Here is a 17,663-nt window from a genome sequence, read left to right on the forward strand (position 1 = left end):
CTCCCCCCTTCCGTGCGGGCGCCTCTGTGCGCTTTCTCCGTCCGGAGAAGCACGCATGACCACGGCTTCCGGGAAAAGCACGATCTCCTATTTCACCTGGGCCTTCGCCTTCACGCTCGTGGGGCTGGCCCTCGGCGGCTTCCTCGGCTGGCAGACGACCGGCACAATCGAAGGCACCGCCACGATCTTCTTCATCTGCTGCGTGCTGGCGGTGCTCGAGATCTCGCTCTCGTTCGACAATGCCATCGTGAATGCCAACAAGCTGAAGACGATGACGCCCGAGTGGCAGCACCGTTTCCTCACCTGGGGCATCATCATCGCGGTCTTCGGGATGCGGATCATCTTCCCCCTGCTGATCGTCGTCATCGCGGCGCACCTCGGCCCCTGGGAGGCACTGAAGCTCGCGGCCACCCAGCCCGCGGAATATTCCCGCATCATGCATGAGGCGCACACGCCCATTGCGGCCTTCGGCGGCACCTTCCTGATGATGGTCGGCCTGACCTACTTCTTCGACCAGGAGAAGGACATCCACTGGGTGCGCTGGATCGAGGAACAGGCCAGCCGCTATTCCTCGATCCGCGGGGTCGAGGTGGCGGTGGTGCTCTGCGCGGTCCTGGGCTTCTCGCGGCTCCTCGAAGGGGCCGAGCAGCAGGTCTTCATCAACAGCGCGCTCTACGGGCTGCTCACCTTCCTCCTCGTCGAGGTGCTGGGCGGCTTTCTCGACCATCGCCAGCAGGCGCTCGACGCGGCGGCCAAGGGCGGGTTCGGCGCCTTCCTCTATCTCGAGGTGCTCGACGCCTCCTTCTCCTTCGACGGGGTGATCGGGGCCTTCGCCCTTAGCCAGAACCTGTTCGTGATCGCGATCGGCCTCGGGATCGGCGCGATGTATGTGCGCTCGATGACCATCATGCTGGTCGAGCGCGGGACGCTGGCGCAATACCGCTACCTCGAGCACGGCGCCTTCTACGCGATCCTGATCCTCTCGGTCATCATGTATGTCCAGACGCTGACCCACATTCCCGAGGTCATCACCGGGCTCGGCGGTGCGGGGCTGATCGGGATCTCGCTCTGGTCCTCGATCCGCTGGAACCGGCAGCATGCCGGAGAGCTGCCCGAGGCCGAGGCGGCCCCGCGCTGACCCTGCGGACGTGCCCGGCTTCGGGCACGTCCCCGTCCTGACCCTCAGAACCGATAGGGGATGTGGCTCTCGGCGATGCGGAGCCGTTCCAGCTCTTCCTCGCTGGCACGGTTGCGCATCCAGGGCGCCGGGTGCCGGACATCGCGCAGGCCGCCGATCAGTCCGATCAGGCTCTGGACGGCAGCGGTGGTCAGGGCGGTCATGACATGCTCGTTCTGCTGTTTCCTCTGCTCAAAATCTGGTCGGTTTGCGAAGACCGCTCGTTGATGCGGATCAACGGGCGGCCCCGGTGCGACGCCGCGCCTCAGGGGGCGGGCGGGAGCGCCGCCCCATGCCCCCCGGCTCAGGTCCGGAAGACCCTGTAGATCGCCGGGATCACCAGCACCGTGAGCAGGGTCGAGCTCATCAGCCCGAAGAGAAGCGAGATGGCGAGCCCCTGAAAGATCGGGTCGGCGAGGATCACCGCGGCTCCGATCATGGCCGCGAGCGCGGTCAGCAGGATCGGCTTGAACCGGATGGCTCCCGCCTCGATCAGCACCTCGAGCCGGTCGCGCGCGGGATCGGCATGGCGGATGAAATCCACGAGGAGGATCGAGTTGCGGACGATGATCCCCGCCAGCGCGATGAAGCCGATCATCGAGGTGGCCGAGAAGGGCGCGGCAAAGAGCCAGTGGCCGAGCATGATGCCGAGGAACGTGAGCGGCACCGGCGTCAGCACCACCAGCGGCAGGCGGAAGCTGCCGAACTGCGCCACCACGAGGATGTAGATCCCCAGAAGCGCCACGCCGAAGGCCCCGCCCATGTCGCGGAACGTGACCCAGGTCACCTCCCATTCGCCATCCCAGAGCAGGACGGGCCGCGTCTCGTCCTCGGGCTGGCCGTGGAGCGCGATCTCGGGCTGCGTTCCCTCGGGCCAGTCCATCGCCTCGAGCGCGCGATCCACCGCCAGCATCCCGTAGAGCGGCGCCTCGAAATCGCCCGCGAGCTCGGCCGTGACCATCTCGGCGGCGCGGCCGTTGTGGCGGAAGATCGGCCATGACGCACGCTCCTCCGTCACCCGCACCACATCGCCCAGCTCCACGACCCCGCGCGCGCCGGGCAGCAGATCCGCCGGGATCGGCGTCGACAGGAACCGCTCGTCGAGCACCCGGTCTCCCTTGGGCCGGGCGAGCACGATCGGGATCGGATGCCGCCCCTCGCCGCGGTGCGAATAGCCCACCACGCTCTCGCCGTTCAGAAGCTGGATCGTGTCGAACACATCCGCCTCCTGCACCGAGAAGAATTCGAGATCGTCGGGCTCGATGGTCGCGCGCAGCCGCGCGGGCGGGGTCCCGAAGCTGTCGTCCACATCGACCACGAAGGGCACGCTCTCGAAGGCGTCGCGGATGCGGCTGGCCGCTTCGCGCCGCGCCTCGGGCGTGGGACCGTAGACCTCGGCCAGAAGCGTCGCGATCACCGGCGGACCGGGCGGCGGCTCCACCGTCTTCAGCACCGTCCCCTCGGGGCGCGGGATCGCCTTCAGCCGCTCGCGGATCTCGAGCGCGATCTCGTGGCTCTCGCGGTCCCGCGCGGCCTTGGGCGCGAGATTGACCTGCAGGTCGCCCTCGTGCGGCCGACCGCGCAGATAGTAGTGCCGCACCAGCCCGTTGAAGTTGAAGGGCGCCGCCGCGCCGGCATGGGTCTGGACCGAGATCACCTCCGGCAGCGCCAGCACCGCCCGCGCCGCGTCCTGCGCCACCCGGTCGGTGGCCTCGACCGACGCGCCCTCGGGCAGGTCGATCACCACAGCGAGCTCGGACTTGTTGTCGAAGGGCAGGAGCTTCACCGTCACATGCTGGGTGTAGAGAAGCCCCATCGAGCCGAAGGAGACGACCACCGTGACGAGGAGGAAGAGGAGCGCCCTGCCCTTCGTCCTCAGCACCGGCCGCGCTACCGCCGCATAAAGCCGCCCGAGCCGCCCGCCGGGCGCGGCATGGTCTTCGCCATGGAGCGGCGCCCGCCCCGCGATCTTCAGCATGAGCCAGGGCGTGATGATGACGGCCACGAAGAACGAGAAGATCATCGCGGCCGAGGCATTGGCCGGGATCGGGCTCATGTAGGGCCCCATCAGCCCGGAAACGAACAGCATGGGCAGCAGCGCCGCCACGACGGTCAGGGTGGCCACGATGGTGGGGTTGCCTACCTCGGCCACCGCCTCGACGGCCGCCTCGGCCCGCGGCTTCGTCCGCTCCATGCCCCAGTGGCGGGCGATGTTCTCGATCACCACGATGGCATCGTCGACGAGGATCCCTATCGAGAAGATCAGCGCGAAGAGCGACACCCGGTTCAGCGTGTAGCCCATGAGCCAGGCGGCGGCGAGCGTGAGGAGGATCGTGACCGGGATCACGATGGCCACCACCATGGCCTCGCGCCAGCCGATGGCGACCCAGACCAGCGCGATGATCGAGATCGTGGCGAGCCCGAGGTGGAACAGAAGCTCGTTGGCCTTCTCATTCGCCGTCTCGCCGTAATCGCGGGTGACGGTAACGGCCATGCTGTCGGGGATGAGGCTGCCTTCCAGCGCCTCGATCCGGTGCAGCACCGCCTCGCCCACCACCACCGCATTGGCGCCCGCGCGCTTGGCCACGGCGAGCGTGACGGCGGGGGTCCTGAGGATCGTGCCATCCTCGGCCCGCGTGACGTTGGCGACCAGCGCCTCGGTCATGTCCGAGACCACCCCCACCTCGGCCACGTCGCCCACATAGACCGGCCGCCCGTCGCGCGTGGTGAGCAGAAGGTTCGCGATCTCTGCGGGCGTCGTGAGCGTCCGGCCCGCGATCAGCGCGACCTGCCCGCCCTCCTGCCGCAGAAGGCCCGCATCCTGCGCCTCGTTCGCGCCACCCACCTTCGCGGCAAGGCTCTGGAGCGTCACGCCGAAGAGCGCGAGCTTTTCGGGATCGGGGGCCACGCGGATCGCCTCGGGCGTCTCGCCCACGAGATAGGTGAGGCCCACGTCCTCGACCTTGGCGACCTCGGTGCGCAGCTCGCGCGCCACGCGCGTGAGGTCGTTGGCCGTCACCCCCGGAACGGTCGGCACGAGGGTCAGGGACAGGATCGCCACATCGTCGATGCCGCGGCCGACGATCTGCGGCTCGGCGATGCCCTTCGGGATGCGGTCCAGGTTGGCCCGCACCCTGTCATGGACCCGCAGCACCGCCGCATCGGAGGAGGTGCCCACGACGAAGCGGGCCGTGACCATCGCCCGATCGTCCGAGGTCTGCGAATAGACGTGCTCGACCCCGTCGATGGCCTTGACGATGGTCTCGAGCGGTTCGGTCACGAGCTTGACCGCATCTTCGGCGCGCAGGCCCGGCGCCTGGACATGGATATCGACCATCGGCACCGAGATCTGCGGCTCTTCCTCGCGCGGGAGCGAGAAGAGCGCGACCAGCCCCACCGCCAGCGCCGCGAGGATGAAGAGCGGCGTCAGCGACGAGCCGATGAACGAGCGGGTGAGATGGCCGGCGAGGCCGAGCCCGGGGCGGCGGTCACTCATGGACGGCCACCGGCACGTCGCCCGGCTCGAGACCCGAGAGGATTTCGACCATCCCGTCCTGGCGCTGGCCCAGCACCACGGTCCGCTCGACCGGACCGCCCGACCCTTCGACCGCGACGAAGTCGAGACCCGCGCGGCGCAGGACCGCCGCCTCGGGCACCAGAAGCGCCTCGCGTTCGCCCACCGGCAGCCGCACCAGCACCCGGGCATCGACGAACCGCTCGGACAGGCCCGGCACATCCACATCGGCGATCACGCGCCCATTCTCGATCTGCGGATAGATCCGGGCGAGGCGGCCGTCCTGCGGACCCTCGGCTCCCTCGATCACGATCCCGTCGCCCTCCTTCAGCGCACCCGCATGGCGCTCGGGCACCGCGAGGCGCAGGAAGAAGCCGCCGCCGCCCACGGTGGCCACCGCCTCGCCCGCCAGCACCACCGCCCCCGCCGCCACCGGCACGTCGAGCACGAGCCCCGCGATGGGCGCCAGCACCCGGCCCTCGGCCGCCTGCTGCTCCAGCACCTTCCGCTGGGCCGCGTTGGCCGCAATCCTGCCCGTGAGCACCTGCACTTGCGTGCGCAGCGCATCCGACTGCTGCGAGGTCGAGACGCCGCGGGCGAGCAGATCCTCGACCCGGCCCAGTTCGGTGCGGGCATTGGCCAGTTCCGCCTCGAGCGCCGCGCCCTCGGCATCGATCGCGGCAAGCTGGAAGCCGATCTTCTCGTCCACCACCTCGGCCAGGAGCTGCCCCGCCTCGACCCGGTCCCCCTCGGTGACTGACAGGCGGACGAGCGTGCCGCCGAGCCTCGCCCGCGCCGGGATCCGGTCGCGCGCCTCGATCCGTCCGTAGACGGATTTCCACTCGGTCACCGTCACCGGCCGCAGGGGCTCGGCCAGAAGCTGCAGGGGCAGGAGCGACAGCAGGGCCGCAAGGATCAGGCGTGTCATGACGAATGTCCGGGGCGAGGCCAGAGGCGGCGGTTATATTCGATTTGACGAATATAATACTCGAGGCCTCCATTCAAGCCGCACCGGCCTTGACGCGGCCGGATTCTCGCGCGCGCTCACGATGGCCGCCACATCCGACGGGATCGGACAGACGCGCCTGCGCATCCCTCAAGGAAGCGCGGGGGCCGCTGACCTGAGCCTCCTCCGGAAGGCCGCCAAGTTGCATGGGATCGGACAGACGCGCCCCTTCACGAGACCGAAAGGCCCGAAGTGCATCTCCGTCGAGGCGCAGGGAGCGGCCTTCACCCGGCTTCGCGGAAGGCATTCCCGGCCGCCCTGCCCCATGTCCGCGGCCAAGACCCAGCGCCGGCGGTAGCCCCGTGCCCCGAAGCCCTCGCTTGACGTGAGGGCAAACTGCCGGCGCCGCGCACGGCGATCTCAGAGCACCACAATGCCGTTGTGCTTGGCCTTGTGCTCGGGCTCGACATGGATGCTCACGCGGCTGTGCGGGATCAGCCGGTGCAGGGCGCTTTCGATCCGGTCGCAGATGTCGTGCGCCGCAGCGACCGTGGTCTCGCCCGTCACCACGAGGTGGAAGTCGATGAAGGTCGCCTGCCCCGCGTGACGGGTCCGCAGGTCATGCGCCTCGACCGCCCCCACCGCCTCCTGCGAGATCACCTCGCGCACGCGCACCAGCACCTCGTCCGAGACGGATTCGTCCATCAGCCCGCTCACCGAGGAGGAGACGACCACCCAGCCCGACCAGAGGACGTTGACCGCCACCAGAGCCGCCAGCGCCGGATCGAGCCACGGCCAGCCCGTGAAGATCGCAGCCAGCACACCCACGGTCACCCCGATCGACGAGACCACGTCGGCCAGCAGGTGCCGCCCGTCGGCCATCAGGGCAGGCGAGCGCAGCCGCCGCCCACGCGAGATCAGGATCCAGCTCCAGAAGGCATTGAGGAGGGTGGCCGAGCCATTCACCAGAAGCCCCTCGACAGGCGCGACCAGCGGCTTCGGATCGAGAAACCCGAGCGTCGCCTCGCGCAGGATCAGGAGCGCCGCCACGATGATCATGGCCCCTTCGAGCACCGCACTCAGGAACTCGGCCTTGTGATGGCCGTAGGGATGGTTGGCATCGGCCGGAATGGCCGCCACCCGGATCGCCACCAGCGCCACGCCCGCCGCAGCCACGTTCACGATGCTCTCCATCGCATCCGACAGGAGCGCGATCGAGCCCGTCATCCACCAGGCCAGCGCCTTGAGGCCGAGCACGACCACCCCGACGATCAGACTTCCCACCGCGAGCTTGAGGGTCTGGGACATGGGCCGGCTCCGGAGGGCTGAAGGGCGCGACAGCCTGAACGAACGCGGCCGCCTTTTCGAGGCGGCCGCTCTAGCAGGATTCGGGCAGATCAGGCAAGCACCTGATTTGACTTGAGAATGTCTCGCAATCTCAGGCGTCTATCCATTCGGCGCCCGCGCGGGCATGCAGATAGCCGTTGGCCAGCTGCCCCCCCGGCGCCACGGCCCGCGCCGCGGCCTCGAGATCCTCCGTCGCCCCCCCTGCCGCGATGGCGGCGTCAAAGGCCCGGGCAAGCGCCACCATGTCGCCGGTGTGGGGCGAGAGGCGCAGCGCCGAGACGCCGGCCGCCAGCAGATCGGGGATCTCGCGGCCCGCGAAGGAGGTCGCGCAGGAGAGTGTCTGCACCCCGTTCACCGCGAGGAACCGCTCGCCATCGAGCGTGTCCACTTCGCGCCCGTCGGGGTCTGCGTTGCAGATGAACTGGCAGCTGTCCTTGATCCGGTCGTGCAGCCGCGCATGGTAGCAGCGCCCCGAGATCGCCAGCGGCTGGCGACCGAAGCCCCAGACCTCGACCGCCACGCCCCGCTCCTTGCCGGCCCGCGCGAGGGTTTCGACCGACTCCATCGGCAGCTCGTTCGGCAGACAGATGCGCCTGGCCCCGCGCGAGGCGAGCCAGTCGAGCGTGCCCACGTTGTAGCAGTTGATGAGCGGGCTGACCGAGAAGGCCGCGCCCTCTGGAATGTAGGCCAGCGCCGTCAGGTCGGCGATCTCGATACCCGCGCCCGCGTCGATCAGCTCTTCGGTCAAGGACCGCTCGCGCTTCAGCGTGACGAGGGCCAGCGACGAGAGCCAGACCTCCTTGCCCGCCGCGCGCAGCCGCTCGACCGCGACCGGGATCTCGCCCTGCCAGAAGGGCAGCCGCTTCGAGCAGACGACCTCGCCCAGCACGACGCGGGCAACGGGCGCCTCGTCGGCGATCCGCGCGTAGAAGTCGCGCACGCGTTCGGCTTCCCAGAAGAAGAGGTTCGGTCCGAGTGTGAGATCCATGGCCTTATCTCCAGGTCTTGGCATAGGCGCCCGTCGTGGTCGCCTGCCCCTCCGAGAGGGCGGCCAGCGCCCCCTGCGGCATGGGCTGGCCCGCGGCCAGCGCATCGACGGCGGCGCGGAAGCTGCGCACCACCTGCGCGACATAGGACCGCGAGCGCTGCCGCCCCTCGATCTTCAGCGCGGTGACGCCCGCCTTGGCGAGCTGGGGCAGGATGTCCTGCGCGTTGAGGCTGACCGCATCCTCGAAGATGTGGCCCACCTGATCGCCCGAGGTGAAGCAGCCCTTGCAGAGCGTCGGATAGGGCGCGGGCTGATCCTTGCCCACGCGGTGGATGGTGAACTCGCCGAGGCGCGCGGCGAGCTCGTCGCCCTCCTCGACATATTGCACCTCGGTCGCGGGCGAGCAGACGCCGTTCATGTTGGGCGACTTGCCGGTGGCATAGGACGAGAGCGAGCAGCGCCCCTCGGCCATGACGCAGAGACCGCCGAAGACGAAGACCTCGGTCTCGACCTCGGGCGTCTCCTTGTTGATCGCGGCGATCTCGGCCACGGTCAGCACACGCGGCAGCACCACGCGCTTCACGCCGAACTCGCGGCTGTAGAAGTTGATGACATCCGGGTTGGCTGCCGCCGCCTGCACCGAGAGGTGCCGCCGCAGGTTCAGATGGTTCTTCGCGGCATAGGCCAGAAGCCCCATGTCGGCGAGGATCACCGCATCTGCGCCCGCGGCTTCGGCTGCGGCGATGTTGCGATGCCAGAGCGACTCGTCTCCCGCCCGCGGAAAGGTGTTGATCGCGACCAGAACATGCGCGCCATGCTTGTGGGCGAAGGCCACGCCCTCGGCCAGTTCCTTCGGCGAGAAGTTCAGGCCGGGGAAGTTGCGGGCATTCGTCTCGTCGGCAAAGCCGCAATAGACGGAATGGGCACCGGCTTCCACGGCGGCGCGCAGCGCGGCAGGGGTGCCGGCAGGGCAGACGAGTTCCATCAGATCACTCCCGAGGCGCGGCGCAGGGCCACGCCGGTTTGACGTTCAAGGGCGGCCGCGATGGGGGCCAGGGCGCGCGCAAGCGGCGGCGCCACATGCTGGATCTCCTCCAGCAGGTCGAGTTCGGCATTGTCGATGGCGTTGCGCAGCGCCAGCGCCGCCGCCGTGTCGCCCGCGATCACGAGATCACGCGAGAAGAAGAGCGCGTCTCCGTCCACCGCCCCGTGCACCAGCGCGAGCAGCGCCGAGAGCTTGCCCGCGATGCGGCAATCGGCGCCCGAGGCGTCCTTCTGCAGCCGGATGCGTGGCTGTCCCGCAGGCAGGGTGAGGATCATCACCACCGGCAGGTCGGTCGGGTCGAGCGCAAAGCTCGCATTCACATGCGTGCCCAGCCTTCCGACGATCTCGGGGTGGCGGGCGGCGATGCGGCGGGCGAGCAGCGTCAGCGCGACGGAGGCCGGCGGCTTCGGCAAAAGCCCCACCAGCCGCGAAAGCGGCGGGGCGAGCGTGGGCAGACTGGTCATGGCACACCTGTTCCGATCGGATCGGGGTCCGCTCTAACATCCATGCCGCAGGACCATATTGATGTAGGTCAAGCCATTGACCCGGCTCGGCTGCTAGGCCCCGAGGCCAGACATGTGAGGTTTCATGCGCAGCCTGCCCATCTTCCCGGATCTCCGGGCCTTTCTCGACTGGTGCGCCCGAAAGGGCGACCTCTCCCGGATCGCCGAGCCGGTCTCGCTGCGGCATGAAACCACAGCCGTGGCCTCGAAGATCCTGCGCGGCGGCGGCCCCGTGCTGCGGTTCGAGAGCCTGCGCGACACCTCGGCCACCATGCCGCTCGTGGCCAACCTCTTCGGCACGCGCGAGCGGGTGGCGGCGGGTCTCGGCCTCGGGCTCGAGCAGATCCCCGAGCTCGGCGCCTTCCTCGCCGCCCTGCGAGCCCCTGCTCCGGTGGCGGGGATGCGCGACGCGCTCTCGCGCTGGCCGCAGCTTCAGGCCGCGCTGAACACGCGCGCGAAGATCGTGCGGTCGGCCGAGGCGCAGGAGGTGGTCCACGAGGGTGCCGCGGTCGATCTCGGCATGATCCCGGTGCCCACCTGCTGGCCGGGCGATGCGGGCCCTCTGGTGACATGGCCCGTCGTGCTGACGCGGCCGCACGGCACCTCCGCCGAAGAGACGCTGCACTACAATGCCGGCGTCTACCGCGCGCAGGTGATCGGGCGCGACCGGCTCATCATGCGCTGGCTCGCCCATCGCGGCGGCGCCGGGCACTGCCGCAGCTGGATGCGTGCGGGCGAGCCGATGCCGGTGGCGCTGGCGCTCGGCTGCGATCCGGCGCTCCTTCTGGCCGCGGCGCTGCCCCTCCCTGAGCAGGTGTCCGAGCTGACCTTCTCGGGCGTGCTCCGGGGCGCGCGGACGCCGCTGGTGGCGGGCCGCACCGTGCCGCTGATGGTGCCCGCCACCGCCGAGATCGTGGTCGAGGGCTGGGTCCACCCCGGCGACATGGCGCCCGAGGGCCCCTTCGGCGACCACACCGGCTATTACAATTCGGTCGAGGATTTTCCCGTGCTGCGGGTCTCGGCCATCACCCACCGCAAGGATCCGCTTTACCTCACCACCCACACGGGCCGCCCGCCGGACGAGCCCTCGGTCATCGGCGAGGTCTTCAACGATCTCGCCATGCCGGTCTTCCGCCAGCAGATCCCCGAGGTGAAGGATCTCTACCTGCCCCCCGCCGCCTGCTCCTACCGCATCGCCATCGTCTCGATCGACAAGCGCTATCCCGGTCAGGCGCGGCGGGTGATGATGGCGCTCTGGGGGATGCTGGCGCAATTCTCCTACACCAAGATGGTGATCGTGGTGGATGAGGACATCAACCCGCGCGACTGGGACGATGTGGCCTGGGCGATGGCGACCCGGATGGACCCGTCGCGCGACGTGGTGCTGCTCGAGAAGACGCCGATGGATTACCTCGACTTCGCCTCGCCCGAGCCCGGCCTTGCCGGCAAGATCGGGATCGACGCCACCAACAAGATCGGCCCCGAGACCCATCGCGAATGGGGCGAGGTCATGACGCAGTCGCCCGAGGCCGAAGCCTTCGCCGACCGGCTGATCGCGAAGCTGAGGATCGGAGCATGAGGGTCGTCCTCGGCGTCTCGGGCGCATCGGGCGCGGCGCTGGCCGCCGCCTGTGCGCGGCACCTGTCGGCTCTGGGGGCCGAGATCGACCTCGTGATCTCGAAGGCGGGCGAGCGGACGCTGGTCGAGGAGATCGGCCTCGAGGCGGCCGACGCGCTCCGCGCGCAGGCGACGCGGGTTCACGCCATCATGAATGTGGGCGCGGCCATCGCCTCGGGCTCGGCGCCCGTGGCGGGGATGATCGTGGCCCCCTGCTCGATGCGCTCGCTTGCGGCCATCGCCCACGGGCTCGACGACAACCTCCTGACCCGCGCGGCTTCGGTGCAGCTGAAGGAGCGGCGGCGGCTCGTGCTCCTCGCGCGCGAAAGCCCGCTGACGCTCGCGCACCTGCGCAACATGACGGCCGTCACCGAGATGGGCGGGATCGTGGCGCCGCCGGTGCCCGCCTTCTACCTCCGCCCCGAGAGCCTTGCGGCCGCCGTCGAGCAGATCGCGGCCCGCGCGGTGGACCTTCTGGGCCTCGGCCGCCCGCAGGCGCAGGCCTGGGAATAGCCTCTCGGCGTCCGATCCCGGGGACCGGGACAAGCCGGGGACGTCCGGGTCCTCACACCGCCCCGCGACGGCAGGCACATCCCTTCGGTGCCGGGCGCAGGGCCCGGCGAACCGGGCCCCTCGGGCTTCAGGCGAGCAGTTCGTCCACGATATGCTCGGCGATGGGCAGGGCCGAGGTCGCGGCCGGCGAGGGCGCGTTGCAGACATGGAGGGCGTGGCGCGTGCGCACGAAGACGAAATCGTCGATCATGCGACCGTCCGCCCCCACCGCCTGCGCCCGCACCCCCGCCCGGTAGGGCGCGAGATCCTGCAGCCGGATCCGGTCGCAGTATTTGTGCACCTTGCGGAGGTAGAGCTGGCGGACGAGCGAGGCGGACAATTCCTCCGCCGCAGCGCCCGCATTGCGCCGCATGAGCTTCCAGAAGCCCCTGTAGCTCAGGCTGTCGGCCAGATCCTTCACCGAGATGATGCCGTTCGTGTAGCCCTCGCGCGCCATGGCGAGCACGGCATTCGGCCCGACGGTGAAGCCCCCGTTCATCTTGCGCGTGAGATGGACGCCGAGGAAGGGCCGCGCCGGATCGGGCACCGGGTAGATCAGATGCTGCACCAGATCCTCGGGCTGGTTCTTGATCGCGAAATATTCGCCGCGGAAGGGCACGATGCGGAAATCGAGGCTCGCCCCGAAGGCCCGCGCCAGCCGGTCGGCGTGAAGGCCGCCGCAGAACACCGCCTTGCCGGCCGAGATCTCGCCCGCCGTCGTCTCGAGCCGCACGCCCGCCTCGCTCTCGGCCCCGCCCGTCACTTCGGTGTCGAGCCGGATCTCGCCGCCCCGGTCGCGGAAGAGCTCGGCCATGCGCTCGGCCACGCGGCCGTAATCGACGATGCCGGTCGTGGGCGACAGAAGCGCGCCGACCGCCTTGATGTTGGGTTCGAGCCGCCGCGCCTCCTCGCCCGAGAGCCGCTCGATGACGATGCCGTTGGCCCGCGCGCGCGTCTCGAGCGTGCCCATCCGCTCGAGTTCGGCCGCGTCGGTGGCCACGATCAGCTTGCCGCAGATGCGGTAGGGAATGCCGTGCTCGTCGCAGAACGCGCGGGTCGAGGAGACGCCGCGGGCGCAGAAGCGGGCCTTGTGGCTGCCCGGCGCATAATAGACGCCGGCATGGATCACGCCCGAGTTGCGGCCCGACTGGTGGCGGGCCACGGCGGGCTCCTTCTCGAGCACCGAGATCCGCGCGCCGGGATGGAGGGACTGAAGGCGGAGGGCGGTGGCGAGGCCCACGATGCCGCCGCCGGTGATGACAAAATCGCTGCTGGTCAAATGACTGTCTCCGAAATGGACGATTCCCATTTCAGCGCAGGTTGCCCCCTGCGCACAAGGCCCGATGCGCACCGCGCCGCGCGAGGACGGAAATTCATCCGGGAGGATGAGGCTCAGTCGAGGCCGAGGGCGCGGCAGGCGCTGTGCGCCACCTCCTCCGGCGGCCGGCCGGTGTCGAGCGTCCGCCAATCCCCGGCGCGGGGCTGGCGGGCAAGCTGCGCCCGCACCACGGCCTCGTCCGCATCCGAGGCATCGCTCCGGCGCGTTGAAACGCGGGCGACGAGCAGATCGGGCGGCGCCTCCAGCCACAGGCCCTCGAGCGGCACGCCCCGCTCGGCGGCCAGCGCCCGCGCCGCCGCCCGGTCCGCCGGATCGAGAAAGGTCGCATCGAGGATCACCGGCCAGCCCGCGGCGAGGATCGCTCCGGCACGCGCCAGCATCTGCCCGTAGACCGCATGACGCGCGTCCTCGCCGTAAGCCGCGCCGCCGAGGCGGCGGTCGGTCGGAACCCCGGCCCGCGACTTCCGCTCCAGATCCGAGCGCAGGTGGATCGCCCCGGGCGGCAGCCCGAGCCGCGGCGCGAGCGCTGCCGCCAGCACCGTCTTGCCGCTGCCCGAGACGCCGCCGATGGCCAGGAGCCGCGGCGGCGGCGGCGAGAGCGCCCGGAGCGCCTCGTCGAGCAGGCCTCGCGCCTCCGCATCGCTGTGACCCGGCGCGCCGCGCGCGGCATCGGTCTGCACCAGCACCATGCCCCGGATCGCCGCGCGGACGGCGAGAAACAGCGGCAGCGCGGCCAGCCCTCCGTCCTCGTCGCCCCGCATCTCGAAGAGCCAGGCCGCGAGCGCGATCCCCGCCGCGCGTGTCAGGCCGCGGTGGTCGAGATCCATCAGGAGGAACGCCAGATCGTAGAGGATGTCGCAGGTGCCGAGCGTCTCGTCGAACTCGAGCGCGTCGAACGGCACGGGCTCGCCCTCGATCAGGACCAGATTGCGCAGATGCAGGTCGCCATGGCCCCGCCGCACGCGGCCCGCCTCCGACCGCGCCCGCAGAAGGGGCTTCGTCCGCGCGAGCATGTCCCGCGCCTGCGTTCCGAAGCGCGCGATCCGCTCCGCGCCGAGACCATCCTCCATCCCCGCGAAGACCCGCCCGAGCTCGTCGAGGATCGCCTCCACGAGGGCCGCGCCGTCGGAGCTGCGCACGGGCGCCGCGCGGTGATAGGCGGCAAGGCTCCGGCCGAGCCGCGCGGCCAGCCGGTCGTCGAGCGCGCCCCGCTCGGCCACCGCCGAGAGCTCGTCCTCGGCCGGAAAGCGCCACATGCGCAGCACCCACTCCACGGGCTCGCCCGGCCCGCCCAGGGCGAGCCCCTCCGGTTCGCGGGTCACCGCCACCAGATCGCGGTAGATCGCGGGCGCGGCGGGCCTATTCAGTTCCAACTCGCGGGCGAGCATCCGGTGCCGCAGCGCCAGCGTCGAGAGGTCCATGTAGTCGTAGCGCACCGCCCGCTTGATCTTGAAGGCCTGAGATCCGGCGAGAAAGACGAAGGCGCCATGGGTCTCGACCCGCTCGACCGGCGCGCCCCCATGGGTCGCGGGATCGGAGAGGAAGCGCACCGCCTCGGTCTGGTCCTGCATCGGCCGTCTCCCTTCGCCCCCGAGCCTGACCCTGCCCGCAGCCAAGTCAAGGCGTCGCGCCGTCGCCTTGACTGAAGTCAATGACGCAGCCCGCATCGCGTGAAAGGCTGGGCGACAGTCACGATCCCGGAGCAGGCCCCCTCAGAGGAGGAGCGCAGGATGGCTATTCCGAAGAGACCGCAGGACACCCTCCCCCCGCTCGATGCCGAAGGCTTGCGGCAGGTGAGCATGGCCTTCCAGGGCAGCACCGCCAGCGCCTACGAGCTCTGGCTGCGCTTCGCCCATGAAGTCTCGCATTTCGCGGCCGACCGGATCTGCGAGACGGTGAAGACCCAGCAGCAGATGATGCACTGCCACAGCCTGTCCGAGCTCGCGCATCTGCGCGCGCAATGGGTGCAGCGGGCGATGGATCAATATGCCGAGGAGGCTGGCCGGATGGCCGGGATCTGGCGCGAGGCGCTGGAGCGGACGGTCCGGATCCGGACCGACTGAGCCGCGGAAGGGCGGTGCGGCGCGCAAGGATCCGCGCCTTGGGGTTTGTCATCGGCTGCAAAGGCCCCATCTTCTGCCGATGACCGGAGCCTCGTGAGACCGCCATGCCCGCAGCCGACATCACCGTCGCCTCTTACAATATCCACAAGGGCGTCGGCACCGACCGCCGCCGCGACCTGCGGCGGACCGCCGCCGTGATCGCCGAACTCGACGCCGATCTCGTGGCGCTGCAGGAGGCCGACCGGCGCTTCGGCGACCGTGCGGGGCTCCTCGATCTCGAGCATCTGAAGGACGAGACGGGCCTCGTGCCGGTGAAGGTCGAGGGGCGCGGCCGCGCGCACGGCTGGCACGGCAATCTGCTTCTGGTCCGGGACGCCGAGGTCGAGGAGGTGCAGAAGATCGTCCTGCCGAGCTTCGAGCCGCGCGGCGCGCTGATGATCGACATGATGATCCGCGGCCGTCCGCTGCGGGTGATCGCGGCGCATCTCGGCCTCCTGCCCGCCTCGCGCGCGGCGCAGACGCGCCATCTCCTCGAGCGGATCGAAGCAAGCACCCCGCGCCCGACGCTGCTCATGGGCGATCTGAACGAGTGGCGCGGCACGGGCGCGGCGATGGGCCATCTCGCGCGCCATTTCACCGGCGGCGTAATGGTGCGCAGCTTTCCCTCGCGTTTTCCGATCCTTGCCCTCGACCGCCTGATGACCTGCAAACACGGCCAGCTCCACGACGTGAGCACCCACGACACGCCGCTCGCCCGGCGCGCCTCGGACCACCTGCCGATCAAGGCGCGCCTGCATCTGCCTGATCGGATCGCGGCCGCATCATGATCGACGACTGGCTGGGCGTCCTCGCCTGGGTTCTGGCCGCGGTGGCAGCGGTGGCAGGTCTCTCGGCCTTCACCTGGCGCTCGTGGCGGCGCTTCGCCCGCCAGGCTCGCGGCGCCGTCACCACGGCCCTGCCGCGCACCGGCCCCGAGACGGAGCTCGATGCGCTCTTCGCCCCGCTCGAGGCCGACCATCCCGGCCGCTCGGGCCTGCTCGCGCTGCTCGACAATCCCGACGCCTACGCCGCCCGGGCGCTCTCGGCCCGGATGGCCGGGCGCTCGCTCGACCTGATGTATTACATCTGGCGGACCGACCTCACCGGCTGGCTCCTCATCGAGGAGCTGCTGGCGGCCGCCGACCGCGGGGTGCGGGTGCGGCTTCTCCTCGACGACGTGAATGTGCAGGGTTTCGACCGCGCCTTCCTCGCGCTGAACCAGCACCCGAACGTCGAGGTGCGGCTCTTCAACCCGATCCGCAATCGAGGCCATGTCCTGCGCCGCACGCTCGAGATGCTGCTGGGCCTGTCCCGCTTCAACCGCCGGATGCACAACAAGGCCTGGATTGCCGACGGTCGGCTGGCCATCGTGGGCGGGCGCAACATCGGCGACACCTACTACGACGCCGAGGAAAGCGGCCTTGCCATGTCGCGCGATGCCGATGTGATGCTGGCGGGCCCCGTGGTGGCCGAGGTCGAGGGGCTCTTCGACAGCTACTGGAACCTCGGTCTCGCGCTGCCGATCCTGACGCTCTGGCCCGAGTTCAAGGTGAATGTCCGCAGCTTCCAGCGCCGGATGATGCGCCACAACCGGGCGCCCGAGGCGGTCTCGTTCCTGCGCCGCACCATGGCCGGGCGCGACGGGCCGACGCTTCTGACCGCGCGCCTGCGCTGGACCGACAAGGTCACGCTGCTGGCCGACCCTCCCGACAAGGCGATGGGCCAGAGGTCGGGGCCCTGGATGGGCGAGGCGATCACCGCGCTCCTGCGCGCGGCCGAGCGCGAGGTGCGGCTCATCACGCCCTACTTCGTGCCCGGCAACGACGGCTGCGACCTGCTGACCGAGCTCGCGCAGCGGGGGGTGCGGCTCTCGATCATGACCAATGCCCTGTCGGTGACAGACATGGTGCTGGTGCACGGCGCCTATCGCCACTACCGGCTGCCGCTCCTGAAGGCCGGGGCGGAGCTCTACGAATTCGGCCCCCCGCCGCGCCCCTGCGGACGACGCGACCTGCTGCACACCAAGGTCTTCCTGATCGACGGGCGGCAGGCGGTGGTGGGGTCGCTGAACTTCGACCTGCGCTCGGCCTTCATGAACACGGAGCTGGGCGTGCTCTTCGAGGAACCCGATCTCTTTGCCGAGCTCGAGGCGATGTTCGACCGCCAGAGCGCGCCCGACGAGGCGCACCGCCTGTCGCTCGAGAAGGGCCGGCTGCGCTGGTCGGTGACCGAGGAGGGACGCGCCGCCCTCGCCCGGTTCGAGCCGGACTCGCCCCCCGCGCTGCGGGCCGTCTCCTGGGTGGTGGGGCATCTGCCGATCCAGAGCTACCTCTGAGGCTGGCGTCCGAGGGGGTCGTGAACCGCCCTCCCTTCAAAAATATTCGAGGATGAGAATAAGTCTGCTTTCGCCTGTAATTACTGGCAAATCGGAAGCCGCCTGAGGGCCGTGCGGCAAGCTGCCGCAGTTGAAACCTTGCCTAATCGCGACGGATTTCGGGGGCGTCACCGTGTGACGTTCGCCCGCCCGTTGCGG

Annotated in this window: 15 protein-coding genes; 6 read left to right on the forward strand and 9 right to left on the reverse strand. The window is 70.0% G+C overall.

From position 1 onward, the window contains the following. The first annotated feature begins 55 nt into the window (after positions 1 to 55). Positions 56 to 1,138, forward strand: coding sequence for a DUF475 domain-containing protein (locus RSP_RS10590; RefSeq protein WP_011338239.1), 1,083 nt, complete (start codon positions 56 to 58; stop codon positions 1,136 to 1,138). A 44-nt stretch (positions 1,139 to 1,182) separates the two neighbouring features. Here RSP_RS10590 and RSP_RS22240 read toward each other — a convergent pair whose 3' ends face one another. From RSP_RS22240 to ubiT, 7 genes are all read right to left on the reverse strand, one after another. Beyond that, on the reverse strand, positions 1,183 to 1,341 hold the full coding sequence (locus RSP_RS22240; protein ID WP_002720623.1) for a hypothetical protein: 159 nt from the start codon (positions 1,339 to 1,341) through the stop codon (positions 1,183 to 1,185). A 140-nt stretch (positions 1,342 to 1,481) separates the two neighbouring features. Continuing rightward, positions 1,482 to 4,673 (reverse strand): efflux RND transporter permease subunit, encoded by a 3,192-nt coding sequence (locus RSP_RS10595; RefSeq protein ID WP_011338240.1) that lies wholly within the window; start codon positions 4,671 to 4,673, stop codon positions 1,482 to 1,484. After that, the gene (locus RSP_RS10600; RefSeq protein ID WP_011338241.1) at positions 4,666 to 5,619 is read right to left on the reverse strand and encodes an efflux RND transporter periplasmic adaptor subunit; all 954 of its coding nucleotides are present in this window, start codon (positions 5,617 to 5,619) and stop codon (positions 4,666 to 4,668) included. Before RSP_RS10600 ends, RSP_RS10595 begins: the two co-directional genes overlap by 8 nt. 438 nt (positions 5,620 to 6,057) lie before the next feature. After that, entirely contained in the window at positions 6,058 to 6,945 is an 888-nt protein-coding gene (locus RSP_RS10605) for a cation diffusion facilitator family transporter (protein WP_011338243.1), read from the reverse strand. 130 nt (positions 6,946 to 7,075) lie between these two features. Then, the gene (gene ubiV, locus RSP_RS10610; RefSeq protein WP_002720628.1) at positions 7,076 to 7,972 is read right to left on the reverse strand and encodes a ubiquinone anaerobic biosynthesis protein UbiV; all 897 of its coding nucleotides are present in this window, start codon (positions 7,970 to 7,972) and stop codon (positions 7,076 to 7,078) included. A gap of 4 nt (positions 7,973 to 7,976) precedes the next feature. After that, on the reverse strand, positions 7,977 to 8,957 hold the full coding sequence (gene ubiU / locus RSP_RS10615; protein ID WP_011338244.1) for a ubiquinone anaerobic biosynthesis protein UbiU: 981 nt from the start codon (positions 8,955 to 8,957) through the stop codon (positions 7,977 to 7,979). Beyond that, positions 8,957 to 9,481 (reverse strand): ubiquinone anaerobic biosynthesis accessory factor UbiT, encoded by a 525-nt coding sequence (gene ubiT, locus RSP_RS10620; protein ID WP_002720630.1) that lies wholly within the window; start codon positions 9,479 to 9,481, stop codon positions 8,957 to 8,959. The genes ubiU and ubiT overlap by 1 nt, the downstream gene beginning before the upstream one ends. 124 nt (positions 9,482 to 9,605) lie before the next feature. On the opposite strand from ubiT, the gene RSP_RS10625 reads away from it, so the two are divergent. Both RSP_RS10625 and RSP_RS10630 read left to right on the forward strand, forming a co-directional pair. Next, positions 9,606 to 11,099: a UbiD family decarboxylase gene (locus tag RSP_RS10625; protein WP_011338245.1), complete on the forward strand. Its 1,494-nt coding sequence runs from the start codon at positions 9,606 to 9,608 to the stop codon at positions 11,097 to 11,099. Then, positions 11,096 to 11,650 carry a UbiX family flavin prenyltransferase gene (locus tag RSP_RS10630; protein ID WP_011338246.1) on the forward strand — a complete coding sequence of 185 codons (555 nt, stop codon included), beginning with the start codon at positions 11,096 to 11,098 and terminating at the stop codon, positions 11,648 to 11,650. The genes RSP_RS10625 and RSP_RS10630 overlap by 4 nt, the downstream gene beginning before the upstream one ends. Before the next feature lie 127 nt (positions 11,651 to 11,777). Here RSP_RS10630 and lhgO read toward each other — a convergent pair whose 3' ends face one another. Continuing rightward, complete coding sequence (gene lhgO, locus RSP_RS10635) at positions 11,778 to 12,968, reverse strand: L-2-hydroxyglutarate oxidase (RefSeq protein ID WP_011841454.1); 1,191 nt, start codon at positions 12,966 to 12,968, stop codon at positions 11,778 to 11,780. Positions 12,969 to 13,081: 113 nt separating this feature from the next. Continuing rightward, positions 13,082 to 14,599 (reverse strand): bifunctional aminoglycoside phosphotransferase/ATP-binding protein, encoded by a 1,518-nt coding sequence (locus RSP_RS10640; protein WP_011338248.1) that lies wholly within the window; start codon positions 14,597 to 14,599, stop codon positions 13,082 to 13,084. Positions 14,600 to 14,758: 159 nt separating this feature from the next. Here RSP_RS10640 and RSP_RS10645 point away from each other — a divergent pair, with 159 nt between their 5' ends. The 3 genes from RSP_RS10645 to RSP_RS10655 all read left to right on the forward strand — a co-directional run bounded on the left by RSP_RS10645 (position 14,759) and on the right by RSP_RS10655 (position 17,465). Beyond that, the gene (locus RSP_RS10645) at positions 14,759 to 15,091 is read left to right on the forward strand and encodes a phasin family protein (RefSeq protein ID WP_011338249.1); all 333 of its coding nucleotides are present in this window, start codon (positions 14,759 to 14,761) and stop codon (positions 15,089 to 15,091) included. Positions 15,092 to 15,195: 104 nt separating this feature from the next. After that, positions 15,196 to 15,918 carry an endonuclease/exonuclease/phosphatase family protein gene (locus tag RSP_RS10650; protein ID WP_011338250.1) on the forward strand — a complete coding sequence of 241 codons (723 nt, stop codon included), beginning with the start codon at positions 15,196 to 15,198 and terminating at the stop codon, positions 15,916 to 15,918. Further along, positions 15,915 to 17,465, forward strand: a complete 1,551-nt coding sequence (locus RSP_RS10655; RefSeq protein ID WP_011338251.1) for a phospholipase D-like domain-containing protein — start codon at positions 15,915 to 15,917, stop codon at positions 17,463 to 17,465. The genes RSP_RS10650 and RSP_RS10655 overlap by 4 nt, the downstream gene beginning before the upstream one ends. Positions 17,466 to 17,663 lie beyond the last annotated feature (198 nt).

The organism is Cereibacter sphaeroides 2.4.1 (assembly GCF_000012905.2).
GTDB lineage: Bacteria > Pseudomonadota > Alphaproteobacteria > Rhodobacterales > Rhodobacteraceae > Cereibacter_A > Cereibacter_A sphaeroides.

What these genes read in the sequence shown, in the direction of transcription:
- RSP_RS10590 (WP_011338239.1), top strand. Translation starts at nt 56, where the DNA reads ATGACCACGGCTTCCGGGAAAAGCACGATCTCCTATTTCACCTGGGCC.
- RSP_RS22240 (WP_002720623.1), bottom strand. Translation starts at nt 1,341, where the DNA reads ATGACCGCCCTGACCACCGCTGCCGTCCAGAGCCTGATCGGACTGATC.
- RSP_RS10595 (WP_011338240.1), bottom strand. Translation starts at nt 4,673, where the DNA reads ATGAGTGACCGCCGCCCCGGGCTCGGCCTCGCCGGCCATCTCACCCGC.
- RSP_RS10600 (WP_011338241.1), bottom strand. Translation starts at nt 5,619, where the DNA reads ATGACACGCCTGATCCTTGCGGCCCTGCTGTCGCTCCTGCCCCTGCAG.
- RSP_RS10605 (WP_011338243.1), bottom strand. Translation starts at nt 6,945, where the DNA reads ATGTCCCAGACCCTCAAGCTCGCGGTGGGAAGTCTGATCGTCGGGGTG.
- ubiV (WP_002720628.1), bottom strand. Translation starts at nt 7,972, where the DNA reads ATGGATCTCACACTCGGACCGAACCTCTTCTTCTGGGAAGCCGAACGC.
- ubiU (WP_011338244.1), bottom strand. Translation starts at nt 8,957, where the DNA reads ATGGAACTCGTCTGCCCTGCCGGCACCCCTGCCGCGCTGCGCGCCGCC.
- ubiT (WP_002720630.1), bottom strand. Translation starts at nt 9,481, where the DNA reads ATGACCAGTCTGCCCACGCTCGCCCCGCCGCTTTCGCGGCTGGTGGGG.
- RSP_RS10625 (WP_011338245.1), top strand. Translation starts at nt 9,606, where the DNA reads ATGCGCAGCCTGCCCATCTTCCCGGATCTCCGGGCCTTTCTCGACTGG.
- RSP_RS10630 (WP_011338246.1), top strand. Translation starts at nt 11,096, where the DNA reads ATGAGGGTCGTCCTCGGCGTCTCGGGCGCATCGGGCGCGGCGCTGGCC.
- RSP_RS10640 (WP_011338248.1), bottom strand. Translation starts at nt 14,599, where the DNA reads ATGCAGGACCAGACCGAGGCGGTGCGCTTCCTCTCCGATCCCGCGACC.
- RSP_RS10645 (WP_011338249.1), top strand. Translation starts at nt 14,759, where the DNA reads ATGGCTATTCCGAAGAGACCGCAGGACACCCTCCCCCCGCTCGATGCC.
- RSP_RS10650 (WP_011338250.1), top strand. Translation starts at nt 15,196, where the DNA reads ATGCCCGCAGCCGACATCACCGTCGCCTCTTACAATATCCACAAGGGC.
- RSP_RS10655 (WP_011338251.1), top strand. Translation starts at nt 15,915, where the DNA reads ATGATCGACGACTGGCTGGGCGTCCTCGCCTGGGTTCTGGCCGCGGTG.